At 42.2% G+C, this 14,949-nt stretch carries 12 protein-coding genes; 6 read left to right on the forward strand and 6 right to left on the reverse strand.

Going from position 1 to position 14,949, the window contains the following annotated elements:
• Positions 1–51 precede the first annotated feature (51 nt).
• Positions 52–909 (reverse strand): glutathione-dependent disulfide-bond oxidoreductase, encoded by an 858-nt coding sequence (yghU, locus tag OCU87_RS18845; RefSeq protein ID WP_062687832.1) that lies wholly within the window; start codon positions 907–909, stop codon positions 52–54.
• A 58-nt stretch (positions 910–967) separates the two neighbouring features.
• Positions 968–1,513 (reverse strand): TetR/AcrR family transcriptional regulator, encoded by a 546-nt coding sequence (locus OCU87_RS18850; protein WP_261859085.1) that lies wholly within the window; start codon positions 1,511–1,513, stop codon positions 968–970.
• Positions 1,514–1,669: 156 nt separating this feature from the next.
• On the opposite strand from OCU87_RS18850, the gene OCU87_RS18855 reads away from it, so the two are divergent.
• The 4 genes from OCU87_RS18855 (at position 1,670) to OCU87_RS18870 (ending at position 5,542) form a co-directional block, all read left to right on the forward strand.
• Entirely contained in the window at positions 1,670–2,263 is a 594-nt protein-coding gene (locus OCU87_RS18855; protein WP_261859086.1) for a hypothetical protein, read from the forward strand.
• Between the two features lie 36 nt (positions 2,264–2,299).
• Positions 2,300–3,157 carry an SDR family oxidoreductase gene (locus OCU87_RS18860; protein ID WP_261859087.1) on the forward strand — a complete coding sequence of 286 codons (858 nt, stop codon included), beginning with the start codon at positions 2,300–2,302 and terminating at the stop codon, positions 3,155–3,157.
• 283 nt (positions 3,158–3,440) lie between these two features.
• Positions 3,441–4,820 (forward strand): metal-dependent hydrolase family protein, encoded by a 1,380-nt coding sequence (locus OCU87_RS18865; RefSeq protein WP_062687835.1) that lies wholly within the window; start codon positions 3,441–3,443, stop codon positions 4,818–4,820.
• A gap of 71 nt (positions 4,821–4,891) precedes the next feature.
• Positions 4,892–5,542 carry a DUF3299 domain-containing protein gene (locus OCU87_RS18870; RefSeq protein WP_261859088.1) on the forward strand — a complete coding sequence of 217 codons (651 nt, stop codon included), beginning with the start codon at positions 4,892–4,894 and terminating at the stop codon, positions 5,540–5,542.
• 141 nt (positions 5,543–5,683) lie between these two features.
• Here OCU87_RS18870 and OCU87_RS18875 read toward each other — a convergent pair whose 3' ends face one another.
• On the reverse strand, positions 5,684–5,935 hold the full coding sequence (locus OCU87_RS18875; RefSeq protein ID WP_062687836.1) for a hypothetical protein: 252 nt from the start codon (positions 5,933–5,935) through the stop codon (positions 5,684–5,686).
• A 228-nt stretch (positions 5,936–6,163) separates the two neighbouring features.
• Positions 6,164–10,276 carry a hypothetical protein gene (locus tag OCU87_RS18880; protein WP_261859089.1) on the reverse strand — a complete coding sequence of 1,371 codons (4,113 nt, stop codon included), beginning with the start codon at positions 10,274–10,276 and terminating at the stop codon, positions 6,164–6,166.
• A 336-nt stretch (positions 10,277–10,612) separates the two neighbouring features.
• Here OCU87_RS18880 and OCU87_RS18885 point away from each other — a divergent pair, with 336 nt between their 5' ends.
• Positions 10,613–11,824 carry a DEAD/DEAH box helicase gene (locus OCU87_RS18885; RefSeq protein WP_062687839.1) on the forward strand — a complete coding sequence of 404 codons (1,212 nt, stop codon included), beginning with the start codon at positions 10,613–10,615 and terminating at the stop codon, positions 11,822–11,824.
• A gap of 172 nt (positions 11,825–11,996) precedes the next feature.
• On the opposite strand, the gene OCU87_RS18890 is transcribed toward OCU87_RS18885, so the two are convergent.
• Positions 11,997–13,247, reverse strand: coding sequence for a leucine-rich repeat-containing protein kinase family protein (locus OCU87_RS18890; RefSeq protein ID WP_261859090.1), 1,251 nt, complete (start codon positions 13,245–13,247; stop codon positions 11,997–11,999).
• Positions 13,248–13,498: 251 nt separating this feature from the next.
• Between OCU87_RS18890 and OCU87_RS18895 the strand changes: the two genes are divergently transcribed.
• Positions 13,499–14,101, forward strand: coding sequence for a 2OG-Fe(II) oxygenase (locus tag OCU87_RS18895; RefSeq protein ID WP_062687840.1), 603 nt, complete (start codon positions 13,499–13,501; stop codon positions 14,099–14,101).
• 68 nt (positions 14,102–14,169) lie between these two features.
• On the opposite strand, the gene OCU87_RS18900 is transcribed toward OCU87_RS18895, so the two are convergent.
• The gene (locus OCU87_RS18900) at positions 14,170–14,799 is read right to left on the reverse strand and encodes a CatB-related O-acetyltransferase (RefSeq protein ID WP_062687841.1); all 630 of its coding nucleotides are present in this window, start codon (positions 14,797–14,799) and stop codon (positions 14,170–14,172) included.
• Positions 14,800–14,949 lie beyond the last annotated feature (150 nt).

A 14,949-nucleotide genomic window follows, 5' to 3' on the forward strand; every position in this document is an offset into this window, starting at 1 on the left:
TGTATTAAACATGGTGAAATATTAAGTAATGCACATCTAGCGTAAGGTGTATTAGCTTTGCTTCGCCATGACTTTATCAATATCCTCTGCGCTATGGCGTTCAGGCACTTGTTCCCATTCTTCACCCCAAGATCGATTGACTAACCGACCGCGTTGCACCGCTTCACGCTCAGCAATCAGATGGGCCCATCGCAAAACGTTTTTATAGCTGGCGACATCAAGGAATTCAGCAGCATCATACAGTTTGCCAAGTACTAAATTGCCATACCAAGGCCAAGTGGCAATATCTGCAATCGAATATTCATCACCTGCTAAGTAAGTATTGTCGGCTAATTGTTTATCCAACACATCTAACTGGCGCTTTGCTTCCATGGTGAAGCGATTAATTGGGTATTCAAATTTTTCTGGAGCATAGGCATAGAAATGACCAAAGCCACCGCCGAGGTAAGGGGCAGAGCCTTGCAACCAAAAGAGCCAATTCATGGCGCTTGTACGTGTTGCGAGATCTTTAGGCAAGAAGTGACCAAATTTGTCTGCGAGATAAAGCAATATCGCACCAGATTCAAATACGTTAACTGGCGTTTCCCCAGAATAATCGACTAATGCAGGGATTTTAGAATTTGGGTTTACACCCACGAAGCCAGATGAAAACTGATCACCGTCGCCAATACGAATAAGATATGCGTCATATTCTGCTTCTTTGATACCAAGTGCTAATAACTCTTCAAGCATGATGGTAACTTTTTGCCCGTTTGGTGTACCCATCGAGTAGAGCTGTAATGGGTGTGAACCAACAGGTAATGCTTGTTCGTGTCTTGCACCAGAGTTAGGGCGATTGATGCTTGCCCATTCGCCACCGTTTTTATCGTCCATTTCCCAAACCTTAGCTGGGGTATATACCTTTGCCATTGTGTGTCCTTTTAATTGACGTCGCTGTGATAGAGTGCGATTTCGTTAGTCTAGTTGGTTATTGTAAACACCGGCTTGCTTGAGCTACAACATAATCTGTGTCGAGCTCTGTACCTATCATGATTTGATGGTTTAGCAACCCAAGTAGGGTGGTGTATAGCGTATTACAGTGTTCTGCAGAAACATAAGTAGTCAACATAGTAAGGTATTTCTGATTCGCGAGCTGCATGCACGGATCGTCTGCAATCTTGTCTAAACCTATTACGTCGATATAGTCTGCAACTAGCTTCATCTCTTGGAAAAAACGCGGTGCCATTTGTTTAAAAATCAAAGTGAAGTTTTCGAGTTGCTGAGTGGTGGAGGCCGAGGTGGCGAGTGGCCGTCCTGCCAGTATATCTTCATCTAGGTTAACAATCGCTTCAGTCGCAGCCCGAAAGAGTTCGTCTTTAGTTTTGTAATAGTAATAAACTGCACTTTTGCTCATCTCAAGCTTGTCACAGAGCTGTCTCATACCAATATTCTTATAGCCGTACTCTAAGAAAATAGCGGTTGATTTCAATGCGATTTCTTGGCGTCTTTTATCATGATCGACGATTTTTGGCATTTTCTTCTCTTTGTTCTGCTCGGCAATATCAATGCAGTATACCATCAATATTTTATTGCTGACCACTTGGACTAAAATAGATCTTTACTTGGGTGATGGGATGCTCTATTTTTAAAAAAACCAAGTGGTCCAAATAAAATAACAGAGGATAACGTAATGAAAATTGATTGGCACTTTCCACCTGCTAGGACTGGGTTCTTTGGCGTCATAGATAAGTTGATAGGCCCAGGCGCGACAAATGCAGAGAAAAAACTGCAGCTTTATATTCCGTTCATGGCTGGGTTTGCTGTCGTTGCATATGCTTATTTTAATGATCTAGAGTGGGGCTGGTGGCAATATCTAATTGCTGGCTTAATTACGGTTGATATTGTCGGTGGCATTATCACCAATGCAACATCCAGTGCTAAACGTTGGTTTCATCGCAAGGGCCAAGGTTTTAAGCAGCATATGGGGTTTATCAGCATTCACTTTGTACAACTGACAATGCTTAGTTGGGCTTTTCTAGATTTTGATGTGTTCTGGATTGCCTCTGTTGGTGGTTACATGATGTTAGCGAGCGCTGTAATTCTGCTAACACCATTATATTTACAACGCCCAATTGCACTAATGATGTATGCACTTGCTATTGTGCTTACTACTTATCAGTTTAAAGCGCTGCCTGATTTGACGTGGTTCTTACCTTTGTTTTACCTGAAGCTGCTACTTAGCCATGTATTACGTGAAGAACCATATCGCCCTGAACATGAATAATGGTTAAGGCATAATCTATTCGACGAGGTAAGCCGTATGGGCAAGGCAAAATGTATTTTAGTGGTGGGTTCAACGGGGTATTTAGGATCGCACATCATCAAACGTTTATTGGATGAGCAGGCTGATTTTAAAGCGGTAGCAAGAAGTAAAAACAAGTTACTGGCACTTGGAGTCAAAGAGTCGCAGATCATTGAAGCGCAAGTCACAAACCCAGATGAGTTAACAGGAATTTGTGATGACATTGATATCGTGATCTCATGCCTTGGTATCACTAAACAGCGTGATGGGCTTAGCTACCAAGCGGTCGACTATCAGGCCAACCTTAACTTGTTGTGCGAAGCGGAACGAGCGGGTGTGCGTAAGTTTACTTACGTCTCAGCCTTTAATGCGCAAAAGTATCCAGCTGTGCGGTTATTAAAAGCTAAAGAAGCGTTTGCCAAACGTTTATTAGCGTCAGAAAAACTTACTCCGTGTGTGATAAGACCGAACGGTTTCTTTTCCGACATCAGTGACATTTTCAATATGGCAAGATCAGGACGAGTATATTTATTTGGTCGTGGTCATTTAAAATTAAATCCAATTCATGGTGCCGATCTAGCGTGTTTTTGTCTTGAAGCCATTAGTAAAGAGCAACAAGAAATGGATGTTGGTGGCCCAGAAATCTTATCAGTAAAAGCAATAGCCCAGATCGCTTTTACTGCTCAACACAAACCAGTCAAGATCACTTATTTACCTGACTGGTTACGTGTTTTTCTGGTGGCTATTGTTAAGCGGCTACCAGTAAAGTGGGGTGGACCTGCCGAGTTCTTTTTGACTCTGATGGGAGAAGATGCAATAGCTCCAAGTTATGGGGAGCATAGATTGGTCGATTTTTTTGCCACGTTGGAAAAATAGTTTACCTGTGATTTATAAACAACACCCAGCTTTGTAACTGGCACATATTAATGTATGACTCGTAATAACAATATAAGTTAATATTTAACTTTATTGATAATGTAAATATATCCCACATAATATTTGTTAGCTTATTATTCTTATTAGTTGAAAGCTATTATTTTATGTGACGTTGACAATATAATAAACGTGGCCTTAACTTCTTGTGAGTTTCTCAGTCTGTAACCATCAAATATGATTGCGGTGGTTAAGGTGAAAATATTTTATCTAGAAGGGACTACACATGAAGATTGTTGTTCTCGCACCTCTATTTACTTTAATGATATCAATGGCTTTTGCTTCGGAAGAAAAACCTGAAACACAAATACTCTTCAAGAATGTCGATATATTTAATGGCCTCGAAAATAAGCTTTTTGAAAATTATCATGTATTAGTTGAAGGGAATATCATAAAAACCATTTCTGACAAAGACATTAAAGTTCGAGACGACGCGACTACCATTGATGGTACGGGAAAAACCCTAACTCCAGGCTTTATTGAAAATCATGCGCACTTGATGCTCATGGGGCCAAATTTGCCTGCAATGGAAGCAAATATGACTTGGGAAGACTTTGCCATTCATGGTTCCCGAATGGCGAGGATGTACCTTATGCAAGGTTTCACGACTGTGCGTGATGCGGGTGGTGCAAATGGTGGTTTAAGGAGAGCCATAGACGCAGGGGAAATTGTTGGTCCACGTTATTATCCATCGGGTGCTTTTCTTGGCACTAGAGGGGGACATGCGGATTTTGCAAACTTCACGGCTCCTGTGGGTAGCGAAACAAATTTTGGACGCCTGAATATGGCACAAGAAGTTGATAGTGTTGCTGACGTTAAAAAATATGGAAGAAATAATTTCCGTATGGGGGCGACTCAGTTGAAGTACATGCAGTCTGGCGGGGTGGTATCAGCATTTGACCCTTGGCAACTATTGGCAGGTTCTCCTGAAGAAATTAAAGCCGCGGTTGCTGTTGCTGAAAGTTATGGTAGCTATGTAATGGCGCACTCTTACCGTAAAGAAGCCATTCTTAGCGCTCTTGATGCGGGAGTTATCTCGATTGAACATGGCTTTGCATTTGATTGTGATATTGCCAAAGTCATGACGGAAAAAGGCGCGTATATAACAACGAACTTAACGGCATTTGATCCTGGCCTTTTGGATATTCCTGCCGTGAAAAATGTAGCTTCTAGTTTAGCAAAAGCAAAATCAGCGAGTGATACCTTTAAAAACTACATTCCTAATATGAAGAAGTGCCCAGTTAAGCGTGGATTTCAAACTGACTGTGTTGGTTCTGTAGATGCATGCAATATTCAAATCGCTTACGAAAAACATTTAAATAATGCGTTCTTCGGCCCTTATGAATCTTTGAAAACATTAACATCTGTTGGAGGTGAGATTTCGAAATTAACAGGTGATTTCACTAACCCTTATCCAAAAGCTAAATTAGGGGTGATTGAAACGGGTGCTTATGCAGACATTCTGTTATTAGATGGCAACCCTTTAAGTGACTTTTCTGTTGTGGGTACTGGTGACAAGTGGTTTGGTGCAGAAAAGCGCCCTGAGAGTCCAGAGACCATTAAATTGATCATGAAAGATGGTGTTATCTATAAAAATACGCTTTAGGTCATCAGCTTGAATTACCTTAACTGTCTTTAACTACAGCTATTTGAGTGTTTAAGAAAGGATGATGAATATTGAAAAAGCGTATTTTATTACTATTCACTGTGGTATTAGGGGCTGTCTCTTTAGGCTGTTATGCCAACGATCCAATCACAATTGAGTGGCAATCATTAAGGCCTGAAACTGCCAAAAATCCGATAACACTTCCAGACCTCAGTGATGAAGAGAGGTTACAACTTCAACGTGTTTTCACGCTAATGCAGTCTAGTGGGCAGCAAGACACAGATCGTATTGCTTTAATCAAGAAACAACTAAAGTCCAAAGGTATTGATGTCGATGAATTGCTTGAATTACGGAGGCTGTATATACAAGCACAGAAAAAGTCAGCGGAAGCGATCACCACAACCTTTGATGGAAAGAATGTCCGTATCCCCGGTTTTCTTGTTCCAATTGAGTTCTCCGACGCCATGGTGACGACGGACTTTTTACTGGTTCCCGTTGCTGGCGCTTGTATTCATATGCCGCCTCCACCAGCAAACCAGATTGTCCGTATATCGTTCCCTGAAGGGTATAAGGTAAAGAATGTTCAATATCCGGTCTGGGTTGAAGGGGTTATTGCTTCATCTGTTAAATCAGAAGATGTCTATATCGTAGATGGGACCAGTAATATCACTATGGGGTACAGTTTGAATGCATCTAAAGTGGTTGATTATGAAGAGTTCTAATTTGAAATATGTAAAATTGAATTGAACTTGTTGTGATATTGGCTGCGCTGACTCATGAGGGCTTTGAGTGAAATGCCGTGGACGCTAAAAACTAAAAACAGCGCCATCGCAGAAGGATGGCGCTATTTAAGAATGCAGTAATTAGTGTTTCTTACGCTGTGGACCTCTGCGTACCATCTCTTTACCGTTTTCGTATACGTCTTGAGATACCCAACGGCCCAATAATAATTGGTGTTTGTCATCTAGCACAGCAACAAATGGACGACCATCAGTGTTGTTCGTTGCCATTGCAATACCAGCAACATTTGTTAGGCCAAGACCACCGTCTTCGATTGAAATAAGAAAAAGTTCAAGTTCGTCTAGTGTTTCGATTACAGTATTTTCGATATTCATGGATATTTCTCTATATTGTTACTTTTACCGCAATGCGTATTCAGCGCAAGAACATTCATTACTATGCCTGAAGATAGCGGTAAACGACCGATTTTGCGTACTTTACAGGTGAATCTAAGGGAATGAAACCTCAAGTATCACGATGGACTCTATCCCGTTTTGTGAACGGCTTGCTATGTGCAGCAAGCCGTTAAGCTTAATTCGACATACTACGACGAAAAACGGAGCTTACAACGGTTGATAAATGCCTGCACTATGAATAATTTTCTTGGAAATTTTATTCATGACGCGGATGAAGAACCTTCGCAGTAAACCAAACTTGATGTTAACAATTGCAACTCGGCAAAGTTCGCCTGAGGCGTTATAACCTAAATAGACTCGCATACCTTTACGGGCTAAGTGAACCGCTAAAACGTTAGATGCATTACTCTCATCGGGTTGAATCAGATGAACTGCCTCAGTTTTGGTGACTTTTTTACGCCAAGTTTTGGTGCATTGCTGCGCCGCTTTAATACTGCTTGGCTCTCCAACTAATAGCGTTTTACCTTTTATTCGGCTTTCTAAGTATGGGTACAGTTGGTTTGCTGCTGGGTACCAGTGATCTGGCTGAGTTTGATTAAGCCGAATATCGACCATTTCCAACTGATCTTGGCGCTGATAACGATAAACCTGCGTGACGGATGCTTGCAATTTATTGCCTAAAATTAAACCGCTTGCAGACTGATTGTATTGCATGAAGTCCAGCTCACCATTGGCGAGGGTTAAACTGCCAATATGAGCAATGTCGATACTTTCATCATTTAAAAGCGCCGTCAGTTCAGCCACATAGCGGGGTTTGTTTTCCATTACGTGGAAGGTTTTTTCTGCGACTAAAACACCAGAAGGATCATATATTTCAAATCGGTAAATACCGCAGATGCTTAACGCACGATCCGACATCGTCCAGCCAACATAGGTTAAGCGGCCGAGTGAGATGGTGGTAGCCCAATCAGATAAGTAGCCATCTTCACTGTGCATGTATGGATGGTGTAATTTGATGGTTAGTTCCAATTCTGGCGCTAATTCATCTTCATTATCGTCATCGGCAAAATACCCCAGTTGAAGACCAAACGAACGATTTAATTCATTATCAATCTGCAGCGTCTCTTTGCGATGTTCAATTTTATAGAACAAGAGACAGTCACTTTCTTCTTGTTCTTGCTTTATTTCTTCAAGCTCTTCTTCTGTGGCCCCTTCAACGAAGATCCCATAATTAATTATTTCAATATTTGAGGTGACTGTTTTACTGTATTTTCCAGCTTGAATGTCGGCAACCAAATCACGAACATTACGAGAATTATGTGCAGCATAGTGATCTATTAGTGATTGGCATTCTGGGTAGCGTGCTAAAGATTCTAATAGTTTCAGAAGTTCTTCTAGATTGAGTTTATCGGTGTACTGACGTATTTGTGGTTGTTCAGCAAACCAAGGTAAACTTTTGTCCCATCCCTGATCTAGCGAATAAGACAGTAAGTCATGAATATTAGCACCATATTCGTGCACTTTTTGGCACAATTTGGCTTGTGTCGTTTTATCTTCGCAATAAAGGTGCGTTAAACCAAGGCGTGGTCTGGCAGCGAACAAGCGCATGATTGCATCTTGTAAATGTGAGGAGGTGTAGTAAAACAACGTCTCCAATGCTGCCATGCCATAAAGCGTATCGAACTCATTGACACGGTATTTATCACATAAGGCGAGTAGTGTTGTGACTTGCTCTGTGGTTAACGGTGCCGTAGTTGCTAATATTGAACTGAATTGTTGAAGATCCTGCGCCTCGTCTTCTTTGTTCGATTGGATAGGAGAATAAGCTCTGTGTATTTGGCGACGAATGCTGTTCATCATCAAGTAATGTACAGTTTCATCAAAATAGCGAATGGTCAGTTCAGGGTTTGCCTTCTGAAGGGCGATATAAAACTGCTGTTCGTTACGGGGTAATATTAAGCGTAGTGCTAACCGTATGCACTGTTGTTGGTGTTGTTTGGTTTGTTCCGTTATCCATTGCTTGAAAAATGGCGCGAGCAGTGCGGCTTCGTCATCATCCCAACCGATGTTATCAACAATAGTTTCTATTTGATAGGCAAGCGAAGCCAGTGGCGTTAATGCGTCGAGTTGCTTGACTAAATCGGCACTCGCTTTCGTTTTTTTTACCTCTGGATCGGAAAAGAAATCCGCCAGCATGCGCGTTGTTTTACAGGGAGCAACACGCAACCAGAGTGATACAAAACGTGTGCAGAATGACTGAAGCGCAAAATTATCTATGTGTGCTCCAACTTGGGCGCAAACTAAAAGCTTTTGTGCGTTATCACTGAAGTTACGTAAAAACTCATAATAGGGTTGTGCTGGGTTAATGCTTTCTTTTCGCTCGTGGCGGATTAACTGAGGCTCAAAACGGGCCAGCGCTTCTTCAAAGTGATCATGTTGTTGGGTGAGGAACCCCTGTATAAATTGCCAATCATCAGCCGTTTTAGCGAGGTCTTCGCTATTGGGTGTGACATAAGAATACGGTTTGTCATCGGTATGGCAAATAAAGTGACTGGTTTCATTTAAGTCGCGATAGATCAGTGTTTCAAGGTTTAGCTCTAACTGGTTAAGCGCGTATAAAGATAGCTCATCATGTTGTTGATGTGTTTTGTCCCATTCCACAATGGCGGCGCACAGTGCCATGTGAGTAACGGCATCGAAGTCTTGCGTCTTCGTTAGCTTGGTTAATAGGGCGATGATGTCTGAACGATGGCTTTGTATTAGTGTGTAACAACGCTTGAATTCATCATGTGCGATTGCGCTACTATACCCTGAAAACTCACCAATATGACGGATTAGCAGTGCTTGCCAATCGCTATTATAACGCGCAATAAAAGCGTCATCGGTGAGAAGCTCATAGGTCTCGACTATCTCGTTCGCAAAATCAGGGTGGAATGCTTGCTTGCCGTTCCAGTGATGAAGAACATCAAACATGCGTAACAGTTTCAGGCGGTTATTGGTGAGGATCTCTTCAGCATCATCCTCATCATTCCAGTCTACGATCAAGTCATAAATGATCGATGCCATTTCAGCGTGGTAAGTATCAAATCCGCCGACATGATAGGCAATTTTCTTGTGAATATTGAAGTTGCCCGCTTTGGCTACAGCGGCCATATCACAAGGTGTTACCTGATCTAGAATACTTGGATTTTCACCTGTTTCGACGAAATGCCAAATATCACGACCGTGCTCAAATCCATCGGTTACAAAGGCTTTCCAATCTTGCTCACCCGTACCGTAAATATAGTAATTGTCGCGGTAATAATCGTCTTCATCTTCAATCGCTTTCGGTGCAACAATTGGCCGCCCTAAGTATTGCTCTATTTCTAGTTTGAGTTCAGCAGCAACTTCGTCGCCCGGTGAGTTGATAAAGTTACCTAGCAACACTTGGTGGTATTCATCCCGATCGTAATAATCATCACCTTTGCTTGGCGACATTATTGTGTAGATGAAACTTTCAACCGGGTGCTCTTGGTAATAACGCGTATCGTCCGTGTATTGTAGGTAATCTTGTTCAGCAAAGCGCTGCTTTAATAGCGATTTAAAGGTGTTGAATTCATCAGGATTACGGCGAAGTACACCCAGTAATCCACCTTCAATGGCTTCACTTTGTACAGAGTCGGCACCATGGTGACTAAGGTATTCAAGGCTAAACATGCGTGCTCTGGCGCTGCTGTTATCACAGTAACAGAAGGCCTTTAGCGTATGTTGGTTATTATAGCCCAAGTGACTCGCGAGTAAAGCTAGCATATCTTCGCCAAGGGGCGCGTGTTCTGAATCCCAGTACGGGATGATATAGCCTCCGAATAAGTAGGCATTGCTCGGGTAGGTTATTGCTATCATGAACAATGGCAGCATCCCAAAAACCTCACATTCTGAGATCCACATTTCAGATGAGTCATTGATATTCCGAGAGACTTGGCAAATGAGTTTGGCCGTTTGTGTTAGCTGCTCTTCCAATTGAGGATGCTGACAGGCGCGAAGGAAAAAGGCGCTTTCAGAGGTGAGGTGGGTTGAACTCAGTGTTTGTTCTGCCTGTATGCCATCGGTATTGCCGTCGCTATAGCCAAATGTGAGGTTAGCGAGCTTCGTTTCGTAAAGGCTGCCAATACGATCGTCACAACCAGAGATAACCTCAAAGCGTACCTGACAATGGGAATCTGAGAAGGCGCCATCAGATTCAAGGAGTTGACGGTAAGTGATTAGCCCTTGGCGAAGAGATTCAACTGATTTTGGGTCGTAATACACAACAAATGGGGAAGTGTTTAAAGCAACGGACATAGCGAACACATGGCATCAAAAGAAAGGTGTGTTAAGAGTAAAGGGTTACATTTTCTATGTCATTGAAAATAGTTAAATAATTTGCGGTGTGAATGCTTTAAAGTGCAATTAATCATTAACGTGTCACGCATAAAATGCAGGAAGGGTTTAGTGCCGTGTTTTATGCGCAATATTACTATGACTATTGGACTTAGCTATTCAGACGTAAGTCTTTTTTATCGGTTTGAAAAAGTGTGCGGTGCATCTTAGTGCGGGATTCTGTTAAACTGTGCGGCTATGCTTTCAGCCTCGGCTTATGCGGAGGCTGTTGATTATTATTTTCTACCGAGATCCTACATGTCATTCTCTAAGCTTGGATTACACGAATCAATCCTAAAAGCCATCGCCGAATTGGACTACAGCAAGCCGACCCCTATTCAAGAACAAGCTATTCCCGCTATTTTGAAAGGTCGTAACCTTCTTGCTGGTGCTCAAACGGGTACAGGTAAAACGGCTAGCTTTGCGTTACCTATTCTAACTATGTTAGATAGCGATGTAGAAGTACGTGCTAAACGTATCCGTGCGTTAATCTTAACGCCTACACGCGAACTTGCGATTCAGGTAGAAAAGAATATTGCGCAATACAGCAAGTATTCTCAGCATACATCACTTGCTATGTATGGTGGTGTTGATTACGCCGATCAAAAACAACGCTTGATCGATGGTGTTGATATCCTAGTAGCAACGCCTGGTCGTTTGTTGGATATGTATACCCAACGAGCTATTCACTTTGATGCACTAGAAATATTGGTTCTTGATGAAGCTGACCGCATGTTGGACATGGGCTTTATTGAAGACATCAATAAAATCATGGAACGTCTACCAGAAGATCGCCAGAACTTATTGTTCTCTGCTACTTTGTCAAAGCAAGTTCGTGCACTAGCGAAAACGGCTATCGTAAACCCAGTAGAGATTGCTGTGAAGGCAAATGCCGATACAGCACCAAAGATCGATCAATGGTTAATCTCGGTAGATAAAGACAAGAAATCGGCACTTCTTAGCCATTTGATTAAAGAGAATGAGTGGGAACAAGCACTTATCTTTATCGAAACAAAACATGGTGCGGCTAAATTAGTTTCACAGCTAGAAAAACGTGGCATTGTTGCTGAAGCGATCCACAGTGGCCGAAGCCAAGCTGCGCGTGAGCAAGTACTTGAAAAATTCAAATCTGGCGAATTGAAACTATTGGTAGCAACAGGTGTTGCTGCGCGTGGTATCGATATCGATGATCTTGATCGTGTTGTGAACTACGATCTACCATTCCCAGCTGACGAATATGTTCACCGTATTGGTCGTACTGGCCGTGCTGGTGCATCGGGTGAAGCGATTTCTTTAGTATCAAGAGACGATTTCAAAAACTTGTGCATGATTGAAAGCTTGTTAGGTCATTTGCTTGTTCGTAAAGATGTGGACGGTTTCGTTCCGACAAAAGAACTGCCAGTGTCTATTCTGAATTATGTTCCTAAAAACAAGCGTAAGCCTGCACGTAATAACGACAAGCGCCGCTAGTTGCTAATTTGGTTTACGGTAAAAGCGCTGTAATTAGATAAATATAAGAAGGGCTACCTCATTGGGGTAGCCCTTCTTTTATCTGGATTGGTTATAAGTTGTATTTATCATCAGGACGATAACGCGAACTGATCTCACTGTAAGCTATGCGTTCTGACTGGATACCTTATGGCTATATGCCTTCTGTCCATATACGTTTTGTTAAAGCTTGATAAGCCTCAGAGGCTTTATCACTTTCTGCGCAAACACTAAGTAGATCATCAATAAAGTGATGCAGCGCACGTTGCTCTATAGCTCTAATACGTTGTTGTTGCTGCTCATTAAGCATGTGATACATAGACGCTGCGCCAAAATCACCAAAAATGATATTCGCATTCTCATCAAACAAGGTGTTGTGCGCGTATAAATCACCATGACACACTTGATTGTCATGCAGGTGCGCAAATACGCCTTCCATTTGCTCAACCATGCGTGCTATATCCGTTACTGGTAAGGTAAAACCGGTAGGGAAAGTATCGCGTGTGCAGCTATCAAGGCTTGGTGGTAAGCCAAGGTTATTATAGTGAGCTGGGATCAAGTTCATGATCAACGCTAAGTAACCCTCTTCATTCACTTGGGCCAATGATTGGACTAAATTAGGGTGATTTCCGACTTTTAAGCAAGCTTGTAGTTCATCTTCAGGGTAACCATCACTGGTGACTTCACCCTTAAAGACTTTTACGGCGATATCAGCGGGAAATCCAGTATGGTCGCCATTCCACATCGCTTTTGAAATAACACCAGATGCCCCTTGACCAAGTAATTGAGCTAATTCAAATTGGCTTGAAGCAATTGATGGCACAGATTTAACTTTTAATGTCGATTCACAAAATGGATTTCCAGCAAACGCAAACCAAGCTAACTTAGGCAATTGCAAAAGCTGCTCAGGACATTGTTGCAGTTTGTTTGCAGAAATACGTAGTAATTCAAGATTGGATAACGTCGACATGCTCAGTGGTAATGCTGTAAGGCAGTTACCCGCTAATGCTAGCTTCTGTAGGCGAGGGCACTCACCTAACGTTTCAGGCATCACTTCAATGCGGTTGTCGGTCAGAATTAGCCAGCGCAACTTCGCCGGTAACGCATTTTCAGGCACGTGACTGATGTGGTTAGATTTGAAACCGATCATTTCAAGTTCAGGGCATTGCCCCAATACCGCTGGTAACGTATCAAATTGGTTGTTTGATGCGAAAATGATTTTCAGCTTGGTCAGTTTAACTAAAGCATCAGGCAGTGAGCTAAGTGCATTATCAGATAAATCCAGCACCTCTAACGTATCAGCTAAGGTCAGAATTTCGAGAGGAAAATCGGTTAAGCCTTCGGCTAGTTTTAGGCGTTTAGTACCGATCAGTTCGCCAGATTTTAGCTGAGAAAGAGTATGCAAAATGATGAATCCGTATTGAGGGAAAATTAGCGGGAGTATTTTACTCGAAATCGAGCATAAAGAGGGTAAAAAGCAAAATATATTATCAATAGCATAAAAGCCACCAATGATGACTGGCGGGTTTATGCGCTAATTCATTGATTATATAGGTTGAGTAATTTGGCTTATTACTACGACAAGAAAATCGAATTGTGACGCGGGGAGGATGGTTATATAACGCGCATCCCTGAATAATTCGCAATGAAATGTTGATGAACAAGTTAATTGAAGCGCTAGATACAAACGGTTACTACATCTGGGATGACTTTCTTTCTGCTGAACAAGTTGAAGACTTAAAAGCCTGCATGCCTGATGAGTGGAAAAAAGCGTGTATTGGTCGTAACGATGAAGTGATGCGTGAATCCTCTATCCGCAGTGATAAAATTCACTGGCTGGCAGAGAGCCAAGGCGCAGCGGTTGATGATTTCCTTTCTCGTATGGAAGCGATTCGTCGTGCTGCAAATCAACATTTCTACCTAGGTTTATTTGAGTATGAAGCGCACTTTGCTAAGTACGAAAAAGGTGACTTTTATAAGAAGCACCTCGACTGTTTTCATGGTAACGAAAACCGCCGTTTAACGACGGTTTTTTACATGAACGACGCTTGGAGCAAAGAAGATGCAGGTGAGTTGGTGGTTTATGATTTGGATGGCAATATCATTGCAACCTTACCTCCTAAATCAGGCCGCTTGTTCGTGTTTTTATCTGAACAGTTCCCTCATGAAGTACTGCCAACAAATAAACCGCGCTTTAGCATCGCAGGTTGGTTCCGTACCAATGGCGTGACAGCGAATCAATTGGATATTGCGCAGTAATTTGTTATTAATTAAAACTTTAAGCCCAATCGCTCTTATGTTGACTGGGCTTGTTATTAAGTTATAGCTTAACTCTGATAGATATTATTTGCATGCTCTAATGCACCAATATTACTGCTACAGATCAAGTCTCTTAACGCCTCAAACTTAGCTTCTGGCCAGTCATAAATCTTTAAGGCCAGTAAGCGTTTGGTAGTATCGTCAGAGAAACGTAGACGGATTATTGTGGCAGGGCTACCACCAACGATGGCATAAGGTGGCACATTTTTAGTGACTACGCTATTTGCAGCAACGATTGCGCCTTCACCTACGGTAACGCCTGGCATTATCATGGCACGCATACCAATCCAGCAGCCATCTTCTAGTATGGTGTCACCTTTAGATTGGTAGGCTTCTTCAATTTTATCCATGAAAGGGTACAGGGAGAACCAATCTGCGCGATGGGTATGGTTACCCCCCATTAGAATGACGGCTTCAGCGCCAATACAAACGTAATCACCAATGGAGAGCTTATCTATCTCCCAGCGTGGTTCCCAATGTTTACTGACTTCATCACCATGAAGGTAACGCACAACCGACTGTTCAAAACCATTATCGTAGGCGCCGCTATAGTAACTGTGTGTGCCTTTTAAAGTGATATTTTTGTTTTGTACTGTCTCATGGAGCATTTCCATTTTAGACCAATGCTTAATTGTCATTGTATTGCCTCGTATTCGCTCATTGATGGCGATATTTTGCTATTGCATTTGAATATGCCGCAAACTGACAAGGTGCAATCAGATAACCGTCACATTTTAATTGTGATCGGAGAGTTTACTGTAGGCTGATTGAGTGTGTCTTTGGCGGCA

This window comes from Photobacterium sanguinicancri (assembly GCF_024346675.1).
Taxonomy (GTDB): Bacteria; Pseudomonadota; Gammaproteobacteria; order Enterobacterales; family Vibrionaceae; genus Photobacterium; species Photobacterium sanguinicancri.

Coding starts and splice junctions, on each gene's coding strand:
- OCU87_RS18865 (WP_062687835.1), top strand. CDS start 3,441: ATGAAGATTGTTGTTCTCGCACCTCTATTTACTTTAATGATATCAATG.
- yghU (WP_062687832.1), bottom strand. CDS start 909: ATGGCAAAGGTATATACCCCAGCTAAGGTTTGGGAAATGGACGATAAA.
- OCU87_RS18850 (WP_261859085.1), bottom strand. CDS start 1,513: ATGCCAAAAATCGTCGATCATGATAAAAGACGCCAAGAAATCGCATTG.
- OCU87_RS18880 (WP_261859089.1), bottom strand. CDS start 10,276: ATGTCCGTTGCTTTAAACACTTCCCCATTTGTTGTGTATTACGACCCA.
- OCU87_RS18855 (WP_261859086.1), top strand. CDS start 1,670: ATGAAAATTGATTGGCACTTTCCACCTGCTAGGACTGGGTTCTTTGGC.
- OCU87_RS18900 (WP_062687841.1), bottom strand. CDS start 14,799: ATGACAATTAAGCATTGGTCTAAAATGGAAATGCTCCATGAGACAGTA.
- OCU87_RS18860 (WP_261859087.1), top strand. CDS start 2,300: ATGGGCAAGGCAAAATGTATTTTAGTGGTGGGTTCAACGGGGTATTTA.
- OCU87_RS18895 (WP_062687840.1), top strand. CDS start 13,499: ATGAACAAGTTAATTGAAGCGCTAGATACAAACGGTTACTACATCTGG.
- OCU87_RS18875 (WP_062687836.1), bottom strand. CDS start 5,935: ATGAATATCGAAAATACTGTAATCGAAACACTAGACGAACTTGAACTT.
- OCU87_RS18885 (WP_062687839.1), top strand. CDS start 10,613: ATGTCATTCTCTAAGCTTGGATTACACGAATCAATCCTAAAAGCCATC.